Source organism: Streptomyces sp. NPDC029014, from assembly GCF_055564695.1.
Genome location: NZ_JBVHVT010000045.1, coordinates 24179 through 43243, shown reverse-complemented (window position 1 = coordinate 43243; position 19065 = coordinate 24179). Strand labels below are relative to the sequence as shown.

20 protein-coding genes and 1 tRNA gene are annotated in these 19065 nt (G+C 74.6%); 10 read left to right on the top strand and 11 right to left on the bottom strand.

Features of this window, described 5'->3' with window-relative positions; genetic code table 11:
- Positions 1 to 130: 130 nt before the first annotated feature.
- The 3 genes from ACZ4VL_RS24285 (at position 131) to ACZ4VL_RS24275 (ending at position 3089) form a co-directional block, all read left to right on the top strand.
- Entirely contained in the window at positions 131 to 865 is a 735-nt protein-coding gene (locus ACZ4VL_RS24285) for a hypothetical protein (protein ID WP_468203656.1), read from the top strand.
- On the top strand, positions 862 to 2433 hold the full coding sequence (locus ACZ4VL_RS24280) for a tetratricopeptide repeat protein (RefSeq protein WP_468203652.1): 1572 nt from the start codon (positions 862 to 864) through the stop codon (positions 2431 to 2433). Before ACZ4VL_RS24285 ends, ACZ4VL_RS24280 begins: the two co-directional genes overlap by 4 nt.
- A 62-nt stretch (positions 2434 to 2495) precedes the next feature.
- Positions 2496 to 3089, top strand: coding sequence for a hypothetical protein (locus ACZ4VL_RS24275; protein WP_468203649.1), 594 nt, complete (start codon positions 2496 to 2498; stop codon positions 3087 to 3089).
- On the opposite strand, the gene ACZ4VL_RS24270 is transcribed toward ACZ4VL_RS24275, so the two are convergent.
- Positions 3080 to 3709 carry a TetR/AcrR family transcriptional regulator gene (locus tag ACZ4VL_RS24270; protein WP_468203647.1) on the bottom strand — a complete coding sequence of 210 codons (630 nt, stop codon included), beginning with the start codon at positions 3707 to 3709 and terminating at the stop codon, positions 3080 to 3082. The two genes, ACZ4VL_RS24275 and ACZ4VL_RS24270, sit on opposite strands and share 10 nt — an antisense overlap.
- Positions 3710 to 3805: 96 nt before the next feature.
- Here ACZ4VL_RS24270 and ACZ4VL_RS24265 point away from each other — a divergent pair, with 96 nt between their 5' ends.
- The gene (locus ACZ4VL_RS24265) at positions 3806 to 4864 is read left to right on the top strand and encodes an aldo/keto reductase (protein WP_468203643.1); all 1059 of its coding nucleotides are present in this window, start codon (positions 3806 to 3808) and stop codon (positions 4862 to 4864) included.
- Positions 4865 to 5001: 137 nt separating this feature from the next.
- Here ACZ4VL_RS24265 and ACZ4VL_RS24260 read toward each other — a convergent pair whose 3' ends face one another.
- Entirely contained in the window at positions 5002 to 5943 is a 942-nt protein-coding gene (locus ACZ4VL_RS24260; RefSeq protein ID WP_468203638.1) for an NAD-dependent epimerase/dehydratase family protein, read from the bottom strand.
- Between the two features lie 217 nt (positions 5944 to 6160).
- Here ACZ4VL_RS24260 and ACZ4VL_RS24255 point away from each other — a divergent pair, with 217 nt between their 5' ends.
- Positions 6161 to 8230: a phosphocholine-specific phospholipase C gene (locus ACZ4VL_RS24255; RefSeq protein ID WP_468203635.1), complete on the top strand. Its 2070-nt coding sequence runs from the start codon at positions 6161 to 6163 to the stop codon at positions 8228 to 8230.
- Between the two features lie 88 nt (positions 8231 to 8318).
- Here the strand turns inward: ACZ4VL_RS24255 and ACZ4VL_RS24250 are convergent, their stop codons facing one another.
- Entirely contained in the window at positions 8319 to 8879 is a 561-nt protein-coding gene (locus ACZ4VL_RS24250) for a universal stress protein (protein ID WP_468203632.1), read from the bottom strand.
- 126 nt (positions 8880 to 9005) lie between these two features.
- Positions 9006 to 10940 (bottom strand): APC family permease, encoded by a 1935-nt coding sequence (locus tag ACZ4VL_RS24245; protein WP_468203630.1) that lies wholly within the window; start codon positions 10938 to 10940, stop codon positions 9006 to 9008.
- Positions 10941 to 11241: 301 nt separating this feature from the next.
- Here ACZ4VL_RS24245 and kdpF point away from each other — a divergent pair, with 301 nt between their 5' ends.
- The 3 genes from kdpF to ACZ4VL_RS24230 all read left to right on the top strand — a co-directional run bounded on the left by kdpF (position 11242) and on the right by ACZ4VL_RS24230 (position 12527).
- A complete protein-coding gene (gene kdpF, locus ACZ4VL_RS24240) occupies positions 11242 to 11331 on the top strand; it encodes a K(+)-transporting ATPase subunit F (RefSeq protein WP_468203627.1) in 90 nt (29 codons plus the stop codon).
- A 32-nt stretch (positions 11332 to 11363) separates the two neighbouring features.
- Positions 11364 to 12113 (top strand): DUF4118 domain-containing protein, encoded by a 750-nt coding sequence (locus tag ACZ4VL_RS24235; protein ID WP_468203625.1) that lies wholly within the window; start codon positions 11364 to 11366, stop codon positions 12111 to 12113.
- Positions 12114 to 12224: 111 nt separating this feature from the next.
- On the top strand, positions 12225 to 12527 hold the full coding sequence (locus ACZ4VL_RS24230; RefSeq protein ID WP_468203622.1) for a hypothetical protein: 303 nt from the start codon (positions 12225 to 12227) through the stop codon (positions 12525 to 12527).
- Positions 12528 to 12596: 69 nt separating this feature from the next.
- Here ACZ4VL_RS24230 and ACZ4VL_RS24225 read toward each other — a convergent pair.
- Positions 12597 to 12673: transfer RNA gene (locus tag ACZ4VL_RS24225), tRNA-Pro, on the bottom strand.
- Between the two features lie 145 nt (positions 12674 to 12818).
- Between ACZ4VL_RS24225 and ACZ4VL_RS24220 the strand changes: the two genes are divergently transcribed.
- Positions 12819 to 13520: a transketolase gene (locus ACZ4VL_RS24220; RefSeq protein WP_468203619.1), complete on the top strand. Its 702-nt coding sequence runs from the start codon at positions 12819 to 12821 to the stop codon at positions 13518 to 13520.
- A gap of 11 nt (positions 13521 to 13531) precedes the next feature.
- Complete coding sequence (locus tag ACZ4VL_RS24215; RefSeq protein ID WP_468203616.1) at positions 13532 to 14428, top strand: transketolase family protein; 897 nt, start codon at positions 13532 to 13534, stop codon at positions 14426 to 14428.
- A gap of 20 nt (positions 14429 to 14448) precedes the next feature.
- Here ACZ4VL_RS24215 and ACZ4VL_RS24210 read toward each other — a convergent pair whose 3' ends face one another.
- The 6 genes from ACZ4VL_RS24210 to ACZ4VL_RS24185 form a co-directional block, all read right to left on the bottom strand.
- Positions 14449 to 14805 carry an MmcQ/YjbR family DNA-binding protein gene (locus tag ACZ4VL_RS24210; protein ID WP_468203613.1) on the bottom strand — a complete coding sequence of 119 codons (357 nt, stop codon included), beginning with the start codon at positions 14803 to 14805 and terminating at the stop codon, positions 14449 to 14451.
- Positions 14806 to 14921: 116 nt separating this feature from the next.
- On the bottom strand, positions 14922 to 15473 hold the full coding sequence (locus ACZ4VL_RS24205) for a GAF domain-containing protein (RefSeq protein ID WP_468203611.1): 552 nt from the start codon (positions 15471 to 15473) through the stop codon (positions 14922 to 14924).
- Entirely contained in the window at positions 15470 to 16114 is a 645-nt protein-coding gene (locus tag ACZ4VL_RS24200) for a GTP-binding protein (protein WP_468203608.1), read from the bottom strand. The genes ACZ4VL_RS24205 and ACZ4VL_RS24200 overlap by 4 nt, the downstream gene beginning before the upstream one ends.
- Positions 16092 to 16511 (bottom strand): DUF742 domain-containing protein, encoded by a 420-nt coding sequence (locus ACZ4VL_RS24195; protein ID WP_468203605.1) that lies wholly within the window; start codon positions 16509 to 16511, stop codon positions 16092 to 16094. Before ACZ4VL_RS24195 ends, ACZ4VL_RS24200 begins: the two co-directional genes overlap by 23 nt.
- The gene (locus tag ACZ4VL_RS24190) at positions 16511 to 16897 is read right to left on the bottom strand and encodes a roadblock/LC7 domain-containing protein (protein WP_468203733.1); all 387 of its coding nucleotides are present in this window, start codon (positions 16895 to 16897) and stop codon (positions 16511 to 16513) included. Before ACZ4VL_RS24190 ends, ACZ4VL_RS24195 begins: the two co-directional genes overlap by 1 nt.
- 137 nt (positions 16898 to 17034) lie before the next feature.
- A complete protein-coding gene (locus ACZ4VL_RS24185) occupies positions 17035 to 19059 on the bottom strand; it encodes a sensor histidine kinase (protein ID WP_468203603.1) in 2025 nt (674 codons plus the stop codon).
- Positions 19060 to 19065: the final 6 nt, after the last annotated feature.

The window sequence follows — 19065 nt, the reverse complement described above, 5'->3', positions numbered from 1 at the left end:
GCGTGGGGCCCGGCAGGGCCCGGGCCCGAAGCCGGGCCTTCCGAAGTCCCGGACGTCGCACACCCGTCCGGGCTACGGTGATCACGTCGTCGGGCGGGGGCCGGGTGGCCGGGCCGGAGGGGGCGGGAGCATGCCGGAACGAGGGCAGGAGCCGGGGCGCGGCCGGCTCGGGCGCTGGGGCGGACGCCTGCCACGGGCCGGGTTGTTGGCGGCGCTCGGGGTGGTCGTGGCGGCCGCCGCCGTGGCCGCCGCCGTCTTCGCGCCGGGCGAGGTGCTGCCCTGGGCGGGCGGGGTCGCCACGGCGGCCCTGGCCGGCTACCTGGGGCAGGTGGCTCCCGCCCAGCTCGGGACGGCCGTCGGCCGCCGCCGCACCGGGCCGGATGCGGAACCGGCCGGGAGCGCGGCTCCGTTCACCTTCGCGGTGGGGATCCGGAACCAGGACCTCGTCTCGTTCGACCTCGGCGACCGGGTCGTCGACGTCCCCGCCGCCGGCCACACCGTACGGCTCGTGGTGACGGGCACCGGGCCGCGGCCCGTGGTGCTGACGGGGCTGCGCGCCGAAGTGCTCGGCCGCGGCGAACGGTACGGGGAGCTGGCCCGGCACGCCGCGGCCATCCCGCCGCGGACGTTCGCCGTGGCGCTGGACGGGAACCCACCGGTGGTGCGCCCGCTCGGGGACACGGATTTCCCGTACGGGCTCGCCGCCGACGAGACCGAGGTGTTCGACCTGCGCGCCGACCTCGGGCACGGCCATGCGGAGTGGGTGCTGTGGCTGGACTGGACCACCGCCGACCGGGGCGGCACCACCCGGATCGACCTCGACGGCCGGCCCTTCCGCACCGCCGCCCGCGGAGCCTGCGCATGACCCGGCCGCCGCGCCGGTCCGCGGTCATCCGGTACGGACTGCCGCTCGCGGCCGGCAGCGCCGCGCTCGCCGCCGCCGGGATCCGGTCCTGGCTGCCCTGGGCGGCGGTCGTCGCCGTGGCCCTGCTCGCCGGCCGCCGCCGACCGGGAGTCCGTACCGCGGCCGCAGGTCCGGCCGGGGGTCGGGCCGGGGGTCCGGCCGCGGCTCCCGCCGGGGGACCGGCCGGGCCGGCGGCCGTGGTCGAGGCACGGCGGACACCGCGGGCCGGGGCCGCTGACGGGCCGGGCACGGTGGCCCTCTACGAGCTGCACCTCCCCGTGCGGCCGGTGCCCGTGCACGACCTGCCCGCCGACGCCCCCTTCGCGGTCCGGCTGTCGGTGCACAGCCAGATCGTGCACCTCGCCTCCCCTGAGCTCACCGGCGAGCCGGAGACCGTACGGATCCCGCTGACCGGCCACAACCTGCTGCTCGAACTCATCTCCACCGGGCCGGCGCTCACCCTGCGCGCGCTCACCGCGCAGACGGTCCGCACCACCCCGTTCGTCCGGGACGGCACCGCCTCCGCCCAGGACCGGATGCCCGACCTCGCGTACGGCGCCGACCTCGTCGAGTCCTTCCTGCGGGCCGTCGCCTCCTACCGGCCGCTGCGCCCGCCCGCGTACGGGTTCCGGCTCGACGCCCCCGGCCCCGTCGGCCCGGACCCCGTCGGGGAGGGGGCCCGGCCGCTGCCGCTGGCGGTTCCGGCGGGCGGGAGCCGCACGCTCGTCTGCGCCCCGCTGACCGGCTCCACCGACCAGGTGCACTGGCGGCTGTCCGCCGAGATCGAGTGCGCGGGGCGGATCCTGCACCCCCACTGGGACCTGCGGATCACCGCCAACACCGGGACGGCCGCGTACTCCCCGGACGGCGCCACCGAGAGCCTGCCCGTCCGGGCACTGCACCCGGACCACTGGGACCCGGACGCCCCGCCCCCGCAGCCGGGGCCGGAACGCACGCGCCCGTTCATGGTCGTCGGACACGCGCCGGCCGGGGCGGCGGGGCTCACCGGGACGCCCGAGCGCGCCCGCCCGGCCCCCGACTCGCCCCTCGCCGCCCGACTGATCGCCGAGGGCGACCGGCTCCGGGCGGCACGGCGGCCGGGGGCGGCGGCCGGGGCGTACCGGACCGCCGCCGGGGACGGCAGCGCCCGGGCGGCGTACATGCTGGCCCTGGTGCTCCAGGACGCGGGCCGGTTCGACGAGGCCGAGGGCTGGTACCGGACGGCCGCGGACCGCGGGGCCAACTCCGCCTACTACGCGCTCGGCACGCTCGCCCTGCGGCGGAACGACCTGGCAGCGGCCGACGGCTGGTACCGCCGGGCCATGGACGAGGGCGACTGGAACGCGGTCGTCGGGATGGGGGCCGTCCTGCGGCGGCGCGGGGAGACGGCGCTGGCGGAGTCCGTGCTGGGGCTGGCCGTCCCGCACGGGATCCCGGAGGCCCGCCACGGCCTCGCCGCGCTGCTGGAGGAGCAGGGCCGCACGCAGGAAGCGGCCCGGGTCCGTGCGCAGGAACCGCCCTCGCCCTGACGGCGTCTCCCCACCGCGGGCGGGGGTCACGGACAGCGGCCCGGGCGAACGGGGTGAAAGGGGTGAACGCGGTGAACGGTGAGGGCAGTGGCAACGGGACAGTGGTGACGGGACGGCGGAGCGGCCGGACCGGGCGCCGCGGCTTCCTCGCCCTGCTCGGCGGGGCCGTGCTCCTCCCCCTCGCCGGGACGGCCGGCTGCGCGGAGCTGGAGCCGAACGAGGGCCACCTGCGCGTACGGACGGAGGTCGAGCCGCTGCGCAAGCGGTTCCCGGCGCTGGGCGACCTGTCCGACGCTCACTGGCTCGGGTACGACCTCGACGGGGCGGGCGGGCGGCAGACCGTCCCGGGACCGGACGCACGCATCCGGTTGGTCGGGGTGGCCCGGCTGGCCCGCGGCGCGGTGACCGCCGCGCTCGGGGCCGCCCCCGCTGCGGAGCGCTTCGAGACGCTGCCCCTCCCCGCCGACGTCCCCGGGCCGCTGGCGGAGCACGTGCCCGACCGGTCCGGCTGGCGGGCGAGCCCCGCGTACGACGCCCGCGTCCTCGCCGGGGACCCGTCGCAGTCCGCGTCGTCCGGTGACCGGGCGGACGGCCGCTTCTTCCTGCACGAGGCGGACGACCGGGTCTGGTTCGACACGGTCTTCCTCTACACCTGACGGTCCGGGTCGGCGAAGACCCCGGCGCGGGCGGCCGCCGCGGCCGCGCGGGCGGCGCGTTCGGCCGCGGCCGCATCGGGCGGTGTGCCGGTCGTCAGCAGCCGGTAGTACAGGGGGGCCGAGACGAGCCGGATGACCTCCTCCGCGTCCGTGCCCCCGGGCAGTTCGCCGCGGTCCACCGCCTGCCGTACGCACGGCGCCCATTCCGCCACACGTACGGCGTAGAAGCGGTGCAGGGCCTCGGCGGCCCTGGGGTCGGTGCCGGCGGCCGCGATCACGGCGCGGAACAGGGGGCCCTGGCGCGGGTCGGACAGGGTGCGGCGGACGAGGTCGGCGTTGGCCAGCAGGTCTCCGTCGAGCGAGCCCGTCTCGGTGCGGGGCACGGACTGCTCGGCCATGTCGCCCAGCAGGTCCGCGACGAGTCCGGACGGTGTACCCCACCGCCGGTAGACCGTGGTCTTGCCCACCTCGGCGCGGCGGGCCACCTCCGCCAGGTCCAGCCGGTCGAATCCGGCTTCGGCCAGCAGGTCACCGGCCGCGCGCAGGACCGCGGCCCGCACCCGGGCCGTGCGGCCGCCGGGCCGGAGCGTGCCGGGCTCCGCGCCACCCTCATCCGTCATAACGGTTCTCCAGTTCCATTAATTCACTCCTGGCGTTACAGTGACAGCAGCTTAAGGGGTCTACAGTTTCGTTAACCCGTTTCGAGGAGGCTCGTCATGGAGTACAGGCAGCTCGGCGCTTCCGGTCCCACCGTTCCCGTCCTGAGTTTCGGCGCCGGCACGTTCGGCGGATCGGGCCCGCTCTTCGGGGCCTGGGGCACCACCGACATCCGCGGGGCGCGCCGCCTCGTCGACATCTGCATCGATGCCGGGATCACGCTCTTCGACACCGCCGACGTCTACTCCGAGGGCGCCTCGGAGTCCGTCCTCGGAGCGGCCGTGCGGGGCCGCCGCGACCGCGTCCTGCTGTCCACCAAGGCCGGCCTCCCCACGGGGGACGGGCCCGGCGACGCCGGCACCTCCCGCCCGCGCCTCATCAAGGCCACCGAGGACGCCCTGCGGCGACTGGACACCGACCACATCGACCTGTTCCAGCTGCACGCCTTCGACGCGGCCACCCCGGTCGAGGAGGTGCTGTCCGCCCTCGACCAGCTCGTGCGCGCCGGGAAGATCCGCTACGTCGGGGTGTCCAACTTCGCGGGCTGGCAGCTGATGAAGTCCCTGGCCGCGGCCGACCGCCACGACTTCCCCCGGTACGTCGCCCACCAGGTGTACTACTCCCTCATCGGCCGCGACTACGAGTGGGAGCTGATGCCGCTCGGCCGCGACCAGGGCGTCGGCGCCCTTGTGTGGAGCCCGCTGGGCTGGGGCCGGCTGACCGGGAAGGTGCGCCGGGACCGCCCGCTGCCGGCCGGGAGCCGGCTGCACGCGACCGCGGACTACGGCCCGCCGGTCGACGACGCCCTGCTCCACGACGTCGTCGACGTGCTCGACGGGATCGCGCAGGAGACGGGCCGGACCGTGCCGCAGGTCGCCCTGAACTGGCTGCTGGGCCGCCCCACCGTGGCCTCCGTGATCATCGGCGCCCGCAACGAGGAACAGCTGCGCCAGAACATCGGGGCCGTGGGGTGGAGCCTGACGCCGGAGCAGAGCGCGCGCCTCGACGCGGTCAGCCACCGCCCGGCGCCCTACCCCTATTTCCCGTACGAGCGCCAGGAGGGGTTCGCCCGGCTCAACCCCCCGCTGACGGGCCCCGTCCCGGGCCGGGCCGCTTAGGTCCGTCGGGCCGCGCAAGGCCTCCGGGCCGCGCAAGGCCTCCGGGCCGCGCAAGGCCTCCGGGCCGCGCAAGGCCTCCGGGCCGCGCAAGGCCTCCGGGCGGCCGCCGCGCCGGCTGCCGCCCGGGCGGCCGGCCGTCACCCCGCGGCCGCCAGGCGGTCGCGCCACCAGTCCACGGTCTCCTCGACCTGCCGGTCGAGGGGGGTGGCCCGGAGGGCGAACGCGGCCTCGTAGGCGGTGGAGTCCACGACGAACGGGCGGTCGAACTGGTAGCGGACCTCCTTCAGTTCGCGGAGCAGCGGCGAGAACAGCGAGGCCGCACCCAGCACGGCCGCCGGGATCCTGCGCACCGCGACCGGCGCCGTCCCCGCCCGCTCGGCGAGGCGGCCGACCATCTCCCGGACGGACAGCGCGGGCTCCGTCGGCACGTGCCAGGGCCTTCCCCAGGCCCGCTCCTCGCCCGCGGCCTCGACCAGGGCCCCGGCCACGTCCGGGAGGTAGGTCCAGCTGTGCGGGGCGTCGGGGTCGCCGAGGGTGGAGACCGGCTTGCCGCGCAGCACCGCCGGCACGACCCGGGCCGCGAGGTGCCCGCCGTCGGTCACGCCGGGCCCGAAGAAGTCGCAGGCCCGCACCTCGACGGCCCTGATGCGGCCCTGCTCGTGCAGTTCCCGCGCCCGCTCCCACGCGGCGGCGCGGACCCGGCCCTTGGTGCCGGTCGCCGCGAGCGGCAGCCGCTCCGTCATGGGGCCGTCCACGGGTCCGTAGCCGTAGAGGTTGCCCAGCAGGGCCAGGACGGCCCCGCTCGCCTCGGCGGCGGCGCAGAGCGACGCGGACAGCGCCGGCCATGCGGCCGCCCAGCGGTGGTACGGGGGTGCGGCGCAGCCGTAGAGGGCGGTCGCGCCCTTCGCGACGTCGGCCAGCCGTTCGCCGGCCCGCGCGTCCAGCGCCACGTGCTCGATGCCGGGCTCCGGGCTGCGGCCCGACGCGGTGACGACCCGTACCGCGTGGCCCTGCGCGGCCAGCAGACGGGCGGTGGCGGCCCCGGCGGGCCCGAATCCTACGACGACATGAAGGTTCACCGTACGCACCCTAGCGCGCGGGCGTTTTGACCCTAGGTCAGATATCGTGCCCCGGCGCACCGGGGCTGCCGGACGCGGGAAGTGGCCGAACTCCGCCGGAATCCGGCTGCCGTTCGCCTGGCGTATCCCCCGCGGCCACGCCAGGCTCCCTCTCCGGTCCCCCGGGCCCGCTGTGCTGGGGGCGCTCCACACCCCTCAACCGCAGAGGTCATCCGCCATGGCAGAACTCAACCGCCGCCGGTTCCTGCAGCTCACCGGTGGCGCCGCCGCCCTGAGCATGCTGGGCGAGAGCATCGCGCGCGCCGCCTCCATCCCCGCGCAGGGGACCACCGGCACCATCGCCGACGTCGAGCACGTCGTGGTCCTGATGCAGGAGAACCGTTCCTTCGACCACTACTTCGGCACACTGCGCGGCGTGCGCGGCTTCGGCGACCCGCGCCCGGTGACGCTGCCCAGTGGCAAGTCCGTCTGGCACCAGAGCGACAACGCGGGCAAGGAGACCCTGCCGTTCAGGCCGCCGTCGGACGACCTCGGCATGGAGTTCCTCCAGGGCCTCAACCACGACTGGGCGGGCGGACAGAGCGCCTTCAACAAGGGCAAGTACGATAATTGGGTGCCCGCGAAGACGCCCGCCACCATGGCGTACCTGACGCGCGACGACATCCCCTTCCACTACGCCCTCGCCGACGCGTTCACCCTCTGCGACGCGTACCACTGCTCGTTCATCGGCTCCACCGACCCCAACCGCTACTACCTGTGGTCGGGCCACACCGGCAACGACGGTACGGGCGGCGGCCCGGTCCTCAACAACGCCGAGGCCGGCTACGGCTGGACCACCTACCCGGAGCGCCTGGAGGCGGCCGGCATCTCCTGGAAGGTCTACCAGGACATCGGCGACGGCCTCGACGCGGCCGGCTCCTGGGGTTGGATCAACGACGCCTACCGCGGCAACTACGGCGACAACTCGCTGCTCTACTTCAACAACTACCGCAACGCCCAGCCGGGCAACCCGCTGTACGACAAGGCGCGCACCGGCACCGACGCCAAGGCCGGCGAGGGCTACTTCGACCGGCTGCGCGCGGACGTCCAGGCCGGCAAGCTGCCCCAGGTCTCCTGGATCGCCGCCCCCGAGGCGTTCAGCGAGCACTCCAACTGGCCGTCCAACTACGGCGCCTGGTACATCGCGCAGGTGCTGGACGCGCTCACCTCGAACCCGGACGTGTGGGCCCGTACCGCCCTGTTCATCACCTACGACGAGAACGACGGCTTCTTCGACCACGTCGTCCCGCCGTACGCCCCGGCCAACGCCGACCAGGGCCTGTCGACCACGCCCACCGCGCTGGACGTCTTCGGCGGCACGGCCGGCTACGTCGCCGGCCCGTACGGCCTGGGCCCGCGCGTGCCGATGCTGGTGGTCTCCCCGTGGAGCACCGGCGGCTACTCCTGCTCCGAGACCTTCGACCACACCTCGGTCATCCGCTTCATGGAGAAGCGTTTCGGCGTGCAGGAGCCCAACATCTCGCCCTGGCGCCGTGCCGTCTGCGGTGACCTGACCTCCGCCTTCGACTTCGCCCGCAAGGACACCGGCGAGGTCCGACTGCCGGACACCGGTGCCTGGCAGCCGCAGGACCGCGAGCGCCACCCCGACTTCCGCGCCGTCCCGCCGGCGGTCGGCAGCATGCCGCGCCAGGAGAAGGGCCTGCGCCCCACCCGTGCGCTCGGGTACGCCCCGTACGTGGACGGCACGGCCCTGACCGGCGAGGGCAGGTTCCGGTTGACCTTCAGCGGCGGCCCGGACCTGGGCGCGCAGTTCTACGTCACCTCCGGCAACCGCACCGACGCCCCCTGGACGTACACGACCGGGGCCGGCAAGTCGATCGCGGACACCTGGAACACCCGCTACTCGGCCGGGGTCACCGACCTGACCGTGCACGGCCCGAACGGCTTCCTGCGCCGCTTCCGCAACCCCGGCACCACCCCGGGCCCGGAGGTCACCGCCCGCCACAACGCCACCACCGGCAACCTGGACCTCACCTGCACCAACGCCGGCGGTTCGACGGCCACCCTCACGGTGACCAACGCCTACGGCGGCGGCCCGAAGCGCTTCACGGTCCCCAAGGGCGCCACGGTCACGCACAGCGTCTCGCTGAAGAACAGCCGCCGCTGGTACGACGTGACGGTCACCGCGTCCGGCGCGCCGGACTTCGCCCGCCGCTTCGCGGGCAAGGTGGAGACCGGCGCGGCCGGCCACTCCGACCCGGCGATCCTGACCGAGCAGTCCTCCTGACCCGCGACGGGTCCGCACGGGCCAGGGGTCGTTCCGGCTGCCCCGGGACGGCCCCCCGGCCCGTTTCCCGTCGCTCGCGGGCCCCTGCTCACGCCTCGCGGGCAGCATCGCTGCGGCCGAGCGGTACGGGGCTCTCGCAGCGGGCGAGTTCGCGCAGGTCGAGCGGCCGCCGCCAGGCGTTGCGGCGGTGGGCCGCCGCGTACTGCGCCTGGAGCGGGGACGGGGGCACGGTCAGCACGGGGCAGGCGGCGTGCGCGAGGCAGTAGCGGGCCACCGAGGGGCGGAGCAGCCGGAGCAGCGGGCCGTACGAGCCCGCTCCCACCACGAGGAGGTCCTCGGGGTCGCGGGCGGTGTCGACGAGCGCGGCTCCCGGGGTGGCCCGTACCGTCAGGCCCTCGACGGTGACGCCGGGCCGCGCGGTTGCGAAGGCGGCGTCCAGGACCTCGCGCAGTCGCTGCGCGGCCGCCTCCCGCCACTGCGCCGGGGCCGGGACGGCGCAGGAGCTACGGCCTCCCGGTCCCCCGCCCGGTGGCTGCCACGCCAGGACGGCGCACAGTTCCGCCCGCCGTGCCCGCGCTTCGGCGGCAGCCCGGTGGAGTGCCGCCAGACTGCCCAGGCTTCCGCTGACCCCGACCACTACCTTCGGCACGGGCCCCTCCCTCGCTGCTCCGTTCGAGCCACCATCCAAGGGCAGGAACGGCGCGCGGGGCGGGTCCGCTGACGGCCTTCTGACGCGGCGGAACGGTTTCCTGTCGGGTTCCTTGCGCGACGGGAGTCAGCCGGCGTGGACGTGGGGGCGGCGGGACCGGTCCGGTTCGGCCTCCCGGACCACCTCACGGGTGACCGGGGCGACCTCGCCCTGCCCGAAGAGGAAGAACCGCAGGAAGTTGGCGAGGGGGTTGCCTTCGGTCCACTCGAAGTAGATGTGCGGGCGCTGCCCGGTCTCGTCGCGCACGTGCAGGAGCAGGGCGGCGAGCGCGTTGGGCACGGACGAGGACTCCAGGGTCAGGACGCGGTAGCGGTCGTGCATGACCTCGCCCTTGACCGTCAGGCCGGCTTCGAACTCGGACGGGTCCAGGACGTTGACCTCGACGAAGAGGAAGTCGTCGCCGGTCGGGATGTCGTTGTCGGCCCGGATCTGGTCGATCTTGTCCCGGTACTCGGCCTTGTCGCGGTTGTCGGGCTCGTTGGCGATGAATCGGATGGTGCGGGTGGCCGTGTCCCTGACGAAACGTTCCGCCATGTCGTCGAACTCGACGTGGGTGACGCGCAGCTCGAAGACGCGGGCCAGGCGGGACATCAGGGACAGGGCCATGATGCCGGCGATGAAGCAGGCGCCGATCTTCACGCCGTCCGGGCGTTCGACCACGTTCACGCCCGTGGTGTAGATGAAGACGGCGGAAATGATCCCGAAGGCGATGGTCCAGCCGCGCTCGCGGGCCCGACGGGCCGCGATGGTCACCGCGACGGCCGCCGAGGTGATCAGGACCAGCACACCGGTGGCGTACGCGCCGCCCTGGGCGTCGACGTCGGCGTTGAAGATCCAGGTCACCAGGAACGCGATCAGCGTGAACACGATCACCATGGGCCGCAGGGCCCGGGCCCAGTGCGGGGCCATACCGTAACGGGGCAGGTAGCGCGGCATCAGGTTGAGCAGCCCCGCCATCGCCGAGGCGCCGGCGAACCACAGGATCAGGATCGTCGACACGTCGTACACGGTGCCGAACGCCGATCCGAGGTACTCGTGGGCCAGGTAGGCCAGGGCGCGGCCGTTGGCCTCTCCACCCGACTTGAACGCGTCCGCCGGGATCAGCAGCGTGGTGATGAAGCTGGAGCAGATCAGGAACACGCTCATGATCACCGCAGCGGTGGTCAACAGCTTCCGCGTCCCACGGATCCGACCGGCCGGCCTCCCCGGATCATCGCCGGCCTCGCCCTTGACGTGCGGCATCACCGCGACACCGGTCTCGAACCCGGACAGGCCCAGCGCCAGTTTGGGGAACACCACCAGCGCAATCGCGATCATCATGACCGGATTGCCGTAATCGGTGGTCAACGCGTTCGTCCAGTTGGTGATCACGTCCGGGTGGGTGGCCACCTGCCACATCCCGACCCCGACGACGACCGCGTTGAGCAGCAGGTACGACACGACGAGACCGACGGCGAGACCGATGGCCTCGCTGAAGCCCTTGAGGAACACCGCACCCAGCAGGGCGACCAGGATCAGGGTGATGAGCACCTCGTGCCCGTGCAGGGTGCTGGTGAGGTGCGGGTTCTCCACCATGTGCGCGGTCGCGTCGGCGGCCGACAGGGTGATGGTGATCAGGAAGTCGGTCGCGGCGAACCCGAGCAGCGTCAGGACGAACAGCTTGCCCTTCCAGAACGACAGCAGCCGCTCCAGCATCGCGATCGAGCCCTCGCCGTGCGGGCTCTCCTTCGCGACCCGCCGGTAGACGGGCAGCGCGCCGAACAGGGTGAGCAGCACCAGCACGATCGTCGCCAACGGCGACAGCAGCCCGGCCGCGAGCGCCGCGATGCCGGGCTGGTAGCCGAGGGTGGAGAAGTAGTCGAGGCCGGTCAGGCACATCACCCGGTACCAGGGCTTGCCCTCGTGCGCGGTGTCGGGGTGCTGCTGCTGTTTGTGGCGCTGGTCGGTCAAGCCTTCCAGCATCCACGCGCGCAAGCGCGAGGAGCGGGCAGGGGTGGCCATCGTAGGGGCGCTCCTGTCGTACGGCACGGATTCAGCCATCGACCTCGACGGCGGAGCCAGCGTACGCACCGGAAACCCGGCCAGTACGTCTATATCCTCGTCCGACGAAATCCTGACGCGCCCTTAACGCGCTGTCCTCCCGGTGGCGTAGCGAGGGGCCACCAGATGCCGGGAACGTGCGCACGACCAGGAGATCGACGGGGCCGGAGGGACCGCCTGCGCACCGGGGCACCGGGGAAACGGGCGCCGGGGCCCGGTGGTGCAAGACACTGGAGAACAGTGGAAAAGAGAATGACAGCGGATGGACGGCGAGAACGCGGTCGGGCTGATCGTCGCGCTCTGCCTGCTCGGCTACCTGGTCACAGCGCTGGTCAGGCCCGAGAAGTTCTGATCGGAAACCCCCGTCCGTACGGGAGGCATGTCATGTCCGGGTACCGGCTCCACGACCGCGTCGCCCTGCTCGCGGCGCTCGCGGTCCCCTTCGCGGTGGCACTCGCCCTGGTGCCCTTCCGCACCGGCCTCTCCGCGACGAACGAGGCCCTGATCATGGTCGTGGCGGTGGTGGCCGTCGCGGCCCTGGGCACCCGGACGGCCGGGGCCATGGCCGCGCTCTCGGCGGCGGCCTGGTTCGACTTCTTCCTCACCGAGCCCTACCAGGCCTTCACCATCAACGACCGCCAGGACATCGAGACCGCCGTCCTCCTGCTGGTCGTCGGTCTGATCGTCTCGCAGCTGTCCGTACGAGCACGCCGTCTCCAGGCGGTGGTCGTCACCGACACCGCGCACCTGGCCCGCCTGGAGGCGGCCGCCCGCCTGGCCGAGGACGGCGGTCCGCCCGAGGCCGTGGTCGAGCACGTGCGCCGCGAGCTCATCGGCCTGCTCGGACTGCGCGGCTGCCGCTTCGAGTACGGCAGCCTGATGGGGCAGCGGCCCAGGCTGGAGCACGACGGCGCGGTCTGGCTCCGCCAGTCCGGCCGGATCATCGAGTACGACACCTGGCCCGACGGGGAGACCGAGCTGCGCGCCATCGGCGGCGGCCACTACTACGGCCGCTTCCTCCTCGACCCGAACCCGGGTCCGCTTCCGGCGGAGGACAGCCGCCTCGTGGCCGTGGCCCTCGCCTCCCAGGCCGGAGCGGCCCTCGACACCGCGGGTCTGGCCCGGCAGAACTGACGGGCCGGCCGACACACCCGAACTTCCCGCACACACGGCCCAGCTGACGCGGCGCCGCGCCCGGCCTGGCAGGATCACGACCACAGACCAGCACCCAGATCCGAGGACCGCATGGCAACGACCCTCTACCTCGCCCTGCCGGTCGGCGCAGTGGCACTCCTGCTCGCCGCGTCCGGCACCGCCACGCTCGTCCGGGGCTGGATACCGCCCTGGCAGCGCCGGTACATCGCCCGCCCCCGACTGTTCGGCTGGGCCCAGCTGTTCGTCGCCGCCGGGCTCGGCATCCAGCTGGTCGGCCTGCTGGCGGTCGACGCCGCCTACCGCCCGGTGATCACGATGCCGGGCGTCGTGGTCCTGCTCCTGGCCCTGGGCCTGACCACCCTGGCCCAACGTCCGCCGCACCCCACGCGCTGACGCGCCCCGGACGCACGAAAGGCCGTCTTCCCATTCCTGAGAAAACGGCCTCCGACCTGCGTTTCCGCATGGTCGGGACGACAGGATTTGAACCTGCGACCCCTTGACCCCCAGTCAAGTGCGCTACCAAGCTGCGCCACGTCCCGATGCCCGCTGACCTGGGGTTTCCCCCGGCCGTACGCGCACGAGAACAATACCGCACTTCCCGGGGTGGTCGCGCGCAGGTTTCGGTCGCGGGGCGTGGGGGTCGGCGGTTGACCTCGACCGCGGTTGAGGTTGCAGGATCGCTGCATGACACAAGGAACAGCGGACACGGAGTTCCGCCACCAGGACCTGGGCCGTCTCATGGCGCTCATGACCGGCGCCGAGAAGCACGGGCCCGCCGCCACGTCCACGCTCGACGTGCTGTGGGTGCTCTACGACCGGGTGCTGCGGGTCGGGCCGGAGACCGCCGAGGACCCGGCGCGGGACCGCTTCCTGCTGTCCAAGGGGCACGGGCCGATGGCGTACTACGCCGTGCTCGCCGCCAAGGGGTTCTTCCCCGTGGACTGGCTGAGCGGCTTCGGCTCGTACGACTCCCCGCTCGGCCACCACCCCGACCGGGTGCTGGTCCCCGGCGTGGAGATCGCCAGCGGCTCGCTCGGGCACGGGCTGCCGCTCGCCGTCGGCAGCACCCTCGGGCTGCGGGCCCAGGGGCTGGCCGGCCCCGCGGTGTGGGTGCTGATCGGCGACGCCGAGCTCGACGAGGGCAGCAACCACGAGGCCCTCGCCTACGCGGGGTCGGCCGGGCTGGAGCGGCTGCACACGGTGGTGATCGACAACGATTCGGCGACCCACGGCTGGCGGGGCGGGATCGCCTCCCGCTTCGAGGCGGCCGGCTGGTCGGCGGTGACCGTGGACGGCCGGGACCACGAGGCCCTGTACGCCGCGTTCACCGCACCGCATCCGGGACGTCCGCACGCCGTGGTCGCCCGCGTCGAGAAGAAGGCCTGAGGGGAGAAGCCATGGACAACATGCGGGAGCGGTTCATCGCGGTCACGTCGCGGCTGCTCGACGAGGACCCCCGGCTGGCGCTGGTGCTGGCCGAGATCAGCATGGACGGGTTCCGGCCCGCCCGGGAGCGCCATCCGGACCGGGTGATCAACGTCGGCATCCGGGAGCAGCTGCTGGTCGGGGTGGGCGGCGGGCTGGCCCTGACCGGCATGCGACCGGTCATGCACACCTTCGCGAGCTTCCTGGTCGAGCGGCCGTTCGAGCAGCTCAAGCTGGACTTCGGGCACCAGGGAACGGGCGGGGTCCTGGTGAGCGCGGCGGCCAGCTACGACTGGCCGGCCGGCGGCTTCACGCACATGTCACCGGGTGACGTGGCGCTGATGGACACCCTGGACGGCTGGACGGTCCACGTGCCCGGCCACCCCGACGAGGCCGAGGCGCTGCTGCGGCACGCCTACGCCGCGGGCGACGACAGGGTCTACGTCCGGCTCTCGCTCCAGTCGAACGCGGGCCCGCGCCCGGTGGACGCTCTGCGGACGGAGACCGTACGGGAGGGTGGCCGCGGGGTGGTCGTCGCCGTAGGCCCGCTGCTGGACGAGGTCCTGGCGGCGACCGAGGGGCTCGACGTGACGGTGCTGTACGCCGCCACCGTACGGCCCTTCGACGGGGCGGCGCTGCGCGCGGCCGTCGGCCGGGCCGCGGCCGACGTGGTCCTCGTCGAGCCGTACCTGGCCGGCACCTCCACGGCGGCCGCCGCTCAGGCGCTCGTCGACGTGCCGCACCGGGTGCTCGGGCTGGGCGTCGGCCGGGCGGAGCTGCGCCGCTACGGCACGATCGAGCAGCACACCGCGGCCCACGGGCTGGACGCCCGGTCCCTGCGGGAACGGATCACCGCGTTCCTGCGGTGATCCCGCCCCGCCGGGCACCGTCACTCCCCTGCCAGTTCGGGGTGGGCCTCGGCCAGGCGTGCGGGGGCCGCCTGCCTCCAGGAGTCGACGAGGATCGCCCGCAGCTCGGCCGGGTCCTCCAGCGCCCCCAGGCGGACCCGGAGCCAGGAGTAGTTGTCGTCGTGGCCGGTCCGGACGAAGAACTTGTCCGGCTCGGCGGCGATCAGCTCCGCCCGGTCCTCCTTGGGGCACTTGACACCCATGGTGGTGTCGTCGTCGCCGAGGGCCGCGAACATCCTGCCGCCCACCCGGAACGTGGGCATGCCCCAGGAGAGCTTCTCGCTGCTGTCGGGGAGCGACAGCGCGGTCGTACGGACGTCCTCGGCGGTCACGGCCATTCCAGGGCTCCTCTCCGGTCGGATCCACGGATCCACGGGTTCGCCGGTCAGCGGGTCCGCGGTCCGCGGGTCCACGTCAGTGACCGTAGCGTCCGGCATTGACAACCGCCGCCCCGTCAGCCCGCCCGCGCCGCGTCCTCCCGCGTCCGGACCAGGTCCGCGAGCTCCGCCGCCAGGGACTTCACGGTCGCCACGCCCTCCGTCCCCCACCGGCGGGGCTCCACGTCGACCGCGCAGACCGTGCCCAGGACCATCCCCTGGCGGTCGGTCAGCGGCGCGCCCGCGTACGACCGCACGCCGCTCTCGTCGACGACGGCGTTCCCGGCGAACCGCGCGAAGTCCCGTACGTCCTCAAGCACCAGGGCCCGCCGGCGCACGACCACGTGCGGGCAGTAGCCGTGGTCCCGCGGCAGCACCCGCGCCGGATAGCCGCTGGCGGGCGCGTGCGGCGCATGGTGCAGGCCGGCGAAGAACTGCCGCTCCTCGCCGACGAAGTTGACCCCCGCGTACGGCGCCTGCAGCACCTCGGCGACGCGCCGCGCGAAGGCGTCCAGCTCGGTGTCCGCCCGCTGCCCCAGGCCCAGTTCGCGCAGCCGGACGGCGCGCGCGGGTGCCTCCCGGTCCACCGGCGTGAGCAGCAGGTGTCCGGTCGACTCGTAGTACGTCATGACGGTTCCCCCCTAGACGAATACCGACCCGGCCGCTGTCGTGCGGCCAGGGACAGCAGATGGTGCACGAGGACCGCCAGCACCCCCGTCCCGGAGCCCGGCAGTCGCGCGTCGCACCGTACGACGGGCACGTCGGGCGCGAGGCCCACCGCCTCGCGGACCTCCTGCGCGGTGTAGCGGTGTCCGTCGTCGAACTCGTTGACGGCGACGACGAAGCCGATGCCGCGCCGTTCGAAGAAGTCCACGGCCGGAAAGCAGTCGGCGAGGCGGCGCGTGTCGGCGATCACGACCGCGCCGAGCGCGCCGATGCACAGTTCCTCCCACAGGAACCAGAACCGCTGCTGGCCGGGCGTGCCGAAGAGGTAGAGGACGTGCCGCTCGTCCAGGGTGATCCGGCCGAAGTCGAGGGCGACGGTCGTGGTCGTCTTCGTCTCGACGCCGTCCAGCGGGTCGGTGGCCCCGCCGATGCCGCTGAGCAGTTCCTCCGTGCAGAGCGGCTCGATCTCGCTGACCGCGCCGACGAAGGTCGTCTTGCCCGCCCCGAACCCGCCCGCGACGAGGACCTTCAGCGTCGCGGGCAGCGCGGCGGTGGCGGCCGCGCGGGGGTCGGTGCGGGTGTCACAGTCGTCGGCGTAGGCCATCGAGCACCGCCCGGAGCAGGGTCTGGTCGTCGGCTGCGGCGGACGGTCCGCCGCCCGGGAACCGTGGCGCCTGCGCCGTGACGGCCCCGGATTCCATCAGGTCGGACAGCAGCACCTTCACCACCACCGCCGGGAGCCGCAGTTGCCCGGCCACCTCGGCGACGGTGACGGCCGCCGCGCCCGCGCACAGGCGCAGCGCGAGGACGTGCTCGGCCCCGAGGGCGCTGCGCGGCCGCACCCCGGTCGCGGTGACCAGGGACAGCAGGTCGAGGGCGACGGCCGGCCGGGTCCGCCCGCCGCTGGCCGTGTACGGGCGCATCACCCGCCCGGCCGAGTCGTCGAGCCAGGGCGCCGGCTCGCGCGGGGCTCCCCTGCCGTGCACGGCCCGGGCCCGCATCACTCCCGGCCCGCGGCCGGTCGGCGCGGCGGGGCCGTCAGGTACGGGCGGACGCTCTTGACCAGCATGGCCATCTCGTAGCCGAGGACGCCCGCGTCGGCCTCCCGGTCGGCGAGGACGGCCAGGCAGGTGCCGGATCCGGCGGCCGAGACGAAGACCAGCGCGCTGTCGAGTTCGACGACCACCTGCCGGACCTCCGCGCCCTCGCCGAAGCGGGACCCGGCGCTGCGGCCGAGGGAGTACAGGCCGGACGCCAGCGCCGCCAGGTGGTCGGCGCTGTCGGCGTCGAGGCCGTGCAGGCAGGTGACGAGGCCGTCGGCGGTCAGGAGCACCGCGCTGCGGGTGTACGGGACCCGCTGGACGAGGCCGCTGAGCAGCCAGTCCAGATCGGAGAGCCGGCCGCCTGCCGGTTCCGGTTCCGCCGACGCCGTCGTCGCCGCTGTCGCTGTCGCTGTCGGGGCCGTCGTGGTGGACGATTCGCCGCCCATGGTGGTGCGCTCCTTGCCGGGGTGGGGGTTCGGGGTCATGCGTCGTCCTCCGACTGGGCGCGACCGAAGCCGCGCCGGAAGGCCGCCATCAGGCCCGGGTCGTGAACGGGCGGGTCGTAGGCGTGGGCCCGCCGCGGGGCGGGGGCGTCCCGCAGTTCGGGGGCCAGGTGGGCCTGGGCCCGCCGCCGGGGCAGGGGCGGGCGGTCCGGGGCGGTCCGGGCTGCGGGTACGGACGCGGCAGCCGGTCCCGCCCCCGGCGGTGCCGGGACCCCGGGCAAGGTACCCGGCGGCCGTGCCCCGGCCACGGGCCAGGGCTCCGCCGGGTGCGTGCCGAGCCGCGGATCCGGCCCGCGGGCGGGGGCGGGGGTCGCCCGGCCCGCGGCGGTCGCCCCTGCGGCCGGCGCCGCCCGGGACTCGGCCGCGTACGGTACCCGCGGCTGCGACGGCTCCCCCGTCGCCGCAGCCCGGGCTCGGACCGGAGTCGACGCCGGCGCCGACGCCGGGACAGCAGCCGGGGCCGCGGCCGGGCCAGCAGCCGGGGCCGGAGGCGAGGCCACCGGTCCCGTCGGCCCCGTCGGCCCTGTACGGCCGGCCCGTGGGCCCGGGGCGGGCGCCGCCCAGGCCGGTGCCGCCGGCCGTGCCGCAACCGGCTCCGGCCGGGGCACGGACACCCGGGCGGGCTCCAGCGGCGGCCCCCAGGGCCCCGGCGCGTACTCGGAACCGGACCCCGCAGCCCCGACTCCGGAGCCGTAACCGGACCCGGAGCTGTGACCGACCCCGACCTCCGGACCGGTCGCGGGCCCCTGCCCGGTCGCCCACGAGGTGGGCCGGGAGCCGCTGAGGGCGTCCGCCGCGCCGGGGGCCTCCGCACCGAGGAGGTCCTGGGGCAGGACGAGCACGGCGAGCACCCCGCCGTAGATGTTGGACTTGAGCTCGACGGCGATGCCGTGCCGCCGGGCCAGCGCAGAGACCACGTAGAGGCCGATCCGACCGTCCGCCAGCAGGTGCCGCACGCTGACCTGGTCGGGATCGACGAGGAGCGCGTTCATCCGGTGCTGCTCCGCTGCCGGCAGGCCGAGCCCCCGGTCCTCGACCTCCACCGCGATGCCCGCGGTGACCCGCTCGGCGCGCACCACCACGTCGGTGTCCGGGGCGGAGAACACCGTGGCGTTCTCGATCAGTTCGGCGAGCAGGTGCACCACGTCGGCGACGGCGTGGCCGCGTACGGTGCCCCCGGCCGGCGGCACCACCTTGACCCGCGTGTACTGCTCGACCTCCGCGACGGACGACCTCAGCACCTCGCTGAGGTCGATGGGGCGGGTCCACTGGCGGCGGGATCCGGCGCCGCCGAGCACGGCGAGGTTCTCGGCGTGCCGGCGGATCCGGGTGGCCAGGTGGTCGACGTGGAAGAGCTCCTTCAGCAGGTCGGGGTCCTCGACGGTGTCCTCCAGCCCGTCGAGCAGCGAGATCTCGCGGTGCACGAGGGACTGGAGGCGCCGGGCGAGGTTGGCGAAGACCTCGACCTTCCGGTCGCTGTCGGAGGGCGCGGCGGGCCCGGCGATCCGCACGAGGGCGGTGTGCGCCTGCTCGCGGGCGCCGCGCAGCTCCTGCGAGAGCAGCCAGAACTCGTCGACCTGCCCGGGGTCGGCGCCGGGCGGCGGCTCGGTCGGGCCGCCGCGGACCGGGCGGGCCGGCTGCTCGCCGCGTTCCAACCGTTCCGCGGCGGTCCGCAGCTCCTGGCGGCCGCGCACGCTGGAACGGCGCAGGGCCTCGCAGCGGTCCCGGACGGCCTTGGCGCTGCGCTGGGCGCCGAGCAGGGCCGCGGCGAGCGCGCCGACGACGAGCAGGGCGCAGCCGAAGAGGACGGGCCACAGTCGGACGTCCCGGTGGCCGTAGCCGCCGCCGAGCTGCAGGGTGAAGATCACCGCGGCTGTTCCGCTGAGACCGGCGGCGAGGGTGGGCAGTACGGCGGCGCGCAGCATCTGGGGCCGTATCTGCCGCTCCGGACCGGTGGCGGCGTGTCTCGACGGGGCGTGGCGGGCGGCGCGGGGTCCGGACATCGGCGT

Excerpts from the sequence above, each read along its gene's own strand:
- ACZ4VL_RS24270 (WP_468203647.1), bottom strand. The coding sequence starts at position 3,709 with ATGACGGATGAGGGTGGCGCGGAGCCCGGCACGCTCCGGCCCGGCGGC.
- ACZ4VL_RS24215 (WP_468203616.1), top strand. The coding sequence starts at position 13,532 with ATGGACAACATGCGGGAGCGGTTCATCGCGGTCACGTCGCGGCTGCTC.
- ACZ4VL_RS24200 (WP_468203608.1), bottom strand. The coding sequence starts at position 16,114 with ATGGCCTACGCCGACGACTGTGACACCCGCACCGACCCCCGCGCGGCC.
- ACZ4VL_RS24255 (WP_468203635.1), top strand. The coding sequence starts at position 6,161 with ATGGCAGAACTCAACCGCCGCCGGTTCCTGCAGCTCACCGGTGGCGCC.
- ACZ4VL_RS24195 (WP_468203605.1), bottom strand. The coding sequence starts at position 16,511 with ATGCGGGCCCGGGCCGTGCACGGCAGGGGAGCCCCGCGCGAGCCGGCG.
- ACZ4VL_RS24230 (WP_468203622.1), top strand. The coding sequence starts at position 12,225 with ATGGCAACGACCCTCTACCTCGCCCTGCCGGTCGGCGCAGTGGCACTC.
- ACZ4VL_RS24205 (WP_468203611.1), bottom strand. The coding sequence starts at position 15,473 with ATGACGTACTACGAGTCGACCGGACACCTGCTGCTCACGCCGGTGGAC.
- ACZ4VL_RS24280 (WP_468203652.1), top strand. The coding sequence starts at position 862 with ATGACCCGGCCGCCGCGCCGGTCCGCGGTCATCCGGTACGGACTGCCG.
- ACZ4VL_RS24245 (WP_468203630.1), bottom strand. The coding sequence starts at position 10,940 with ATGGCCACCCCTGCCCGCTCCTCGCGCTTGCGCGCGTGGATGCTGGAA.
- ACZ4VL_RS24185 (WP_468203603.1), bottom strand. The coding sequence starts at position 19,059 with ATGTCCGGACCCCGCGCCGCCCGCCACGCCCCGTCGAGACACGCCGCC.
- ACZ4VL_RS24220 (WP_468203619.1), top strand. The coding sequence starts at position 12,819 with ATGACACAAGGAACAGCGGACACGGAGTTCCGCCACCAGGACCTGGGC.
- ACZ4VL_RS24210 (WP_468203613.1), bottom strand. The coding sequence starts at position 14,805 with ATGGCCGTGACCGCCGAGGACGTCCGTACGACCGCGCTGTCGCTCCCC.
- ACZ4VL_RS24235 (WP_468203625.1), top strand. The coding sequence starts at position 11,364 with ATGTCCGGGTACCGGCTCCACGACCGCGTCGCCCTGCTCGCGGCGCTC.
- ACZ4VL_RS24285 (WP_468203656.1), top strand. The coding sequence starts at position 131 with ATGCCGGAACGAGGGCAGGAGCCGGGGCGCGGCCGGCTCGGGCGCTGG.
- ACZ4VL_RS24265 (WP_468203643.1), top strand. The coding sequence starts at position 3,806 with ATGGAGTACAGGCAGCTCGGCGCTTCCGGTCCCACCGTTCCCGTCCTG.
- kdpF (WP_468203627.1), top strand. The coding sequence starts at position 11,242 with ATGGACGGCGAGAACGCGGTCGGGCTGATCGTCGCGCTCTGCCTGCTC.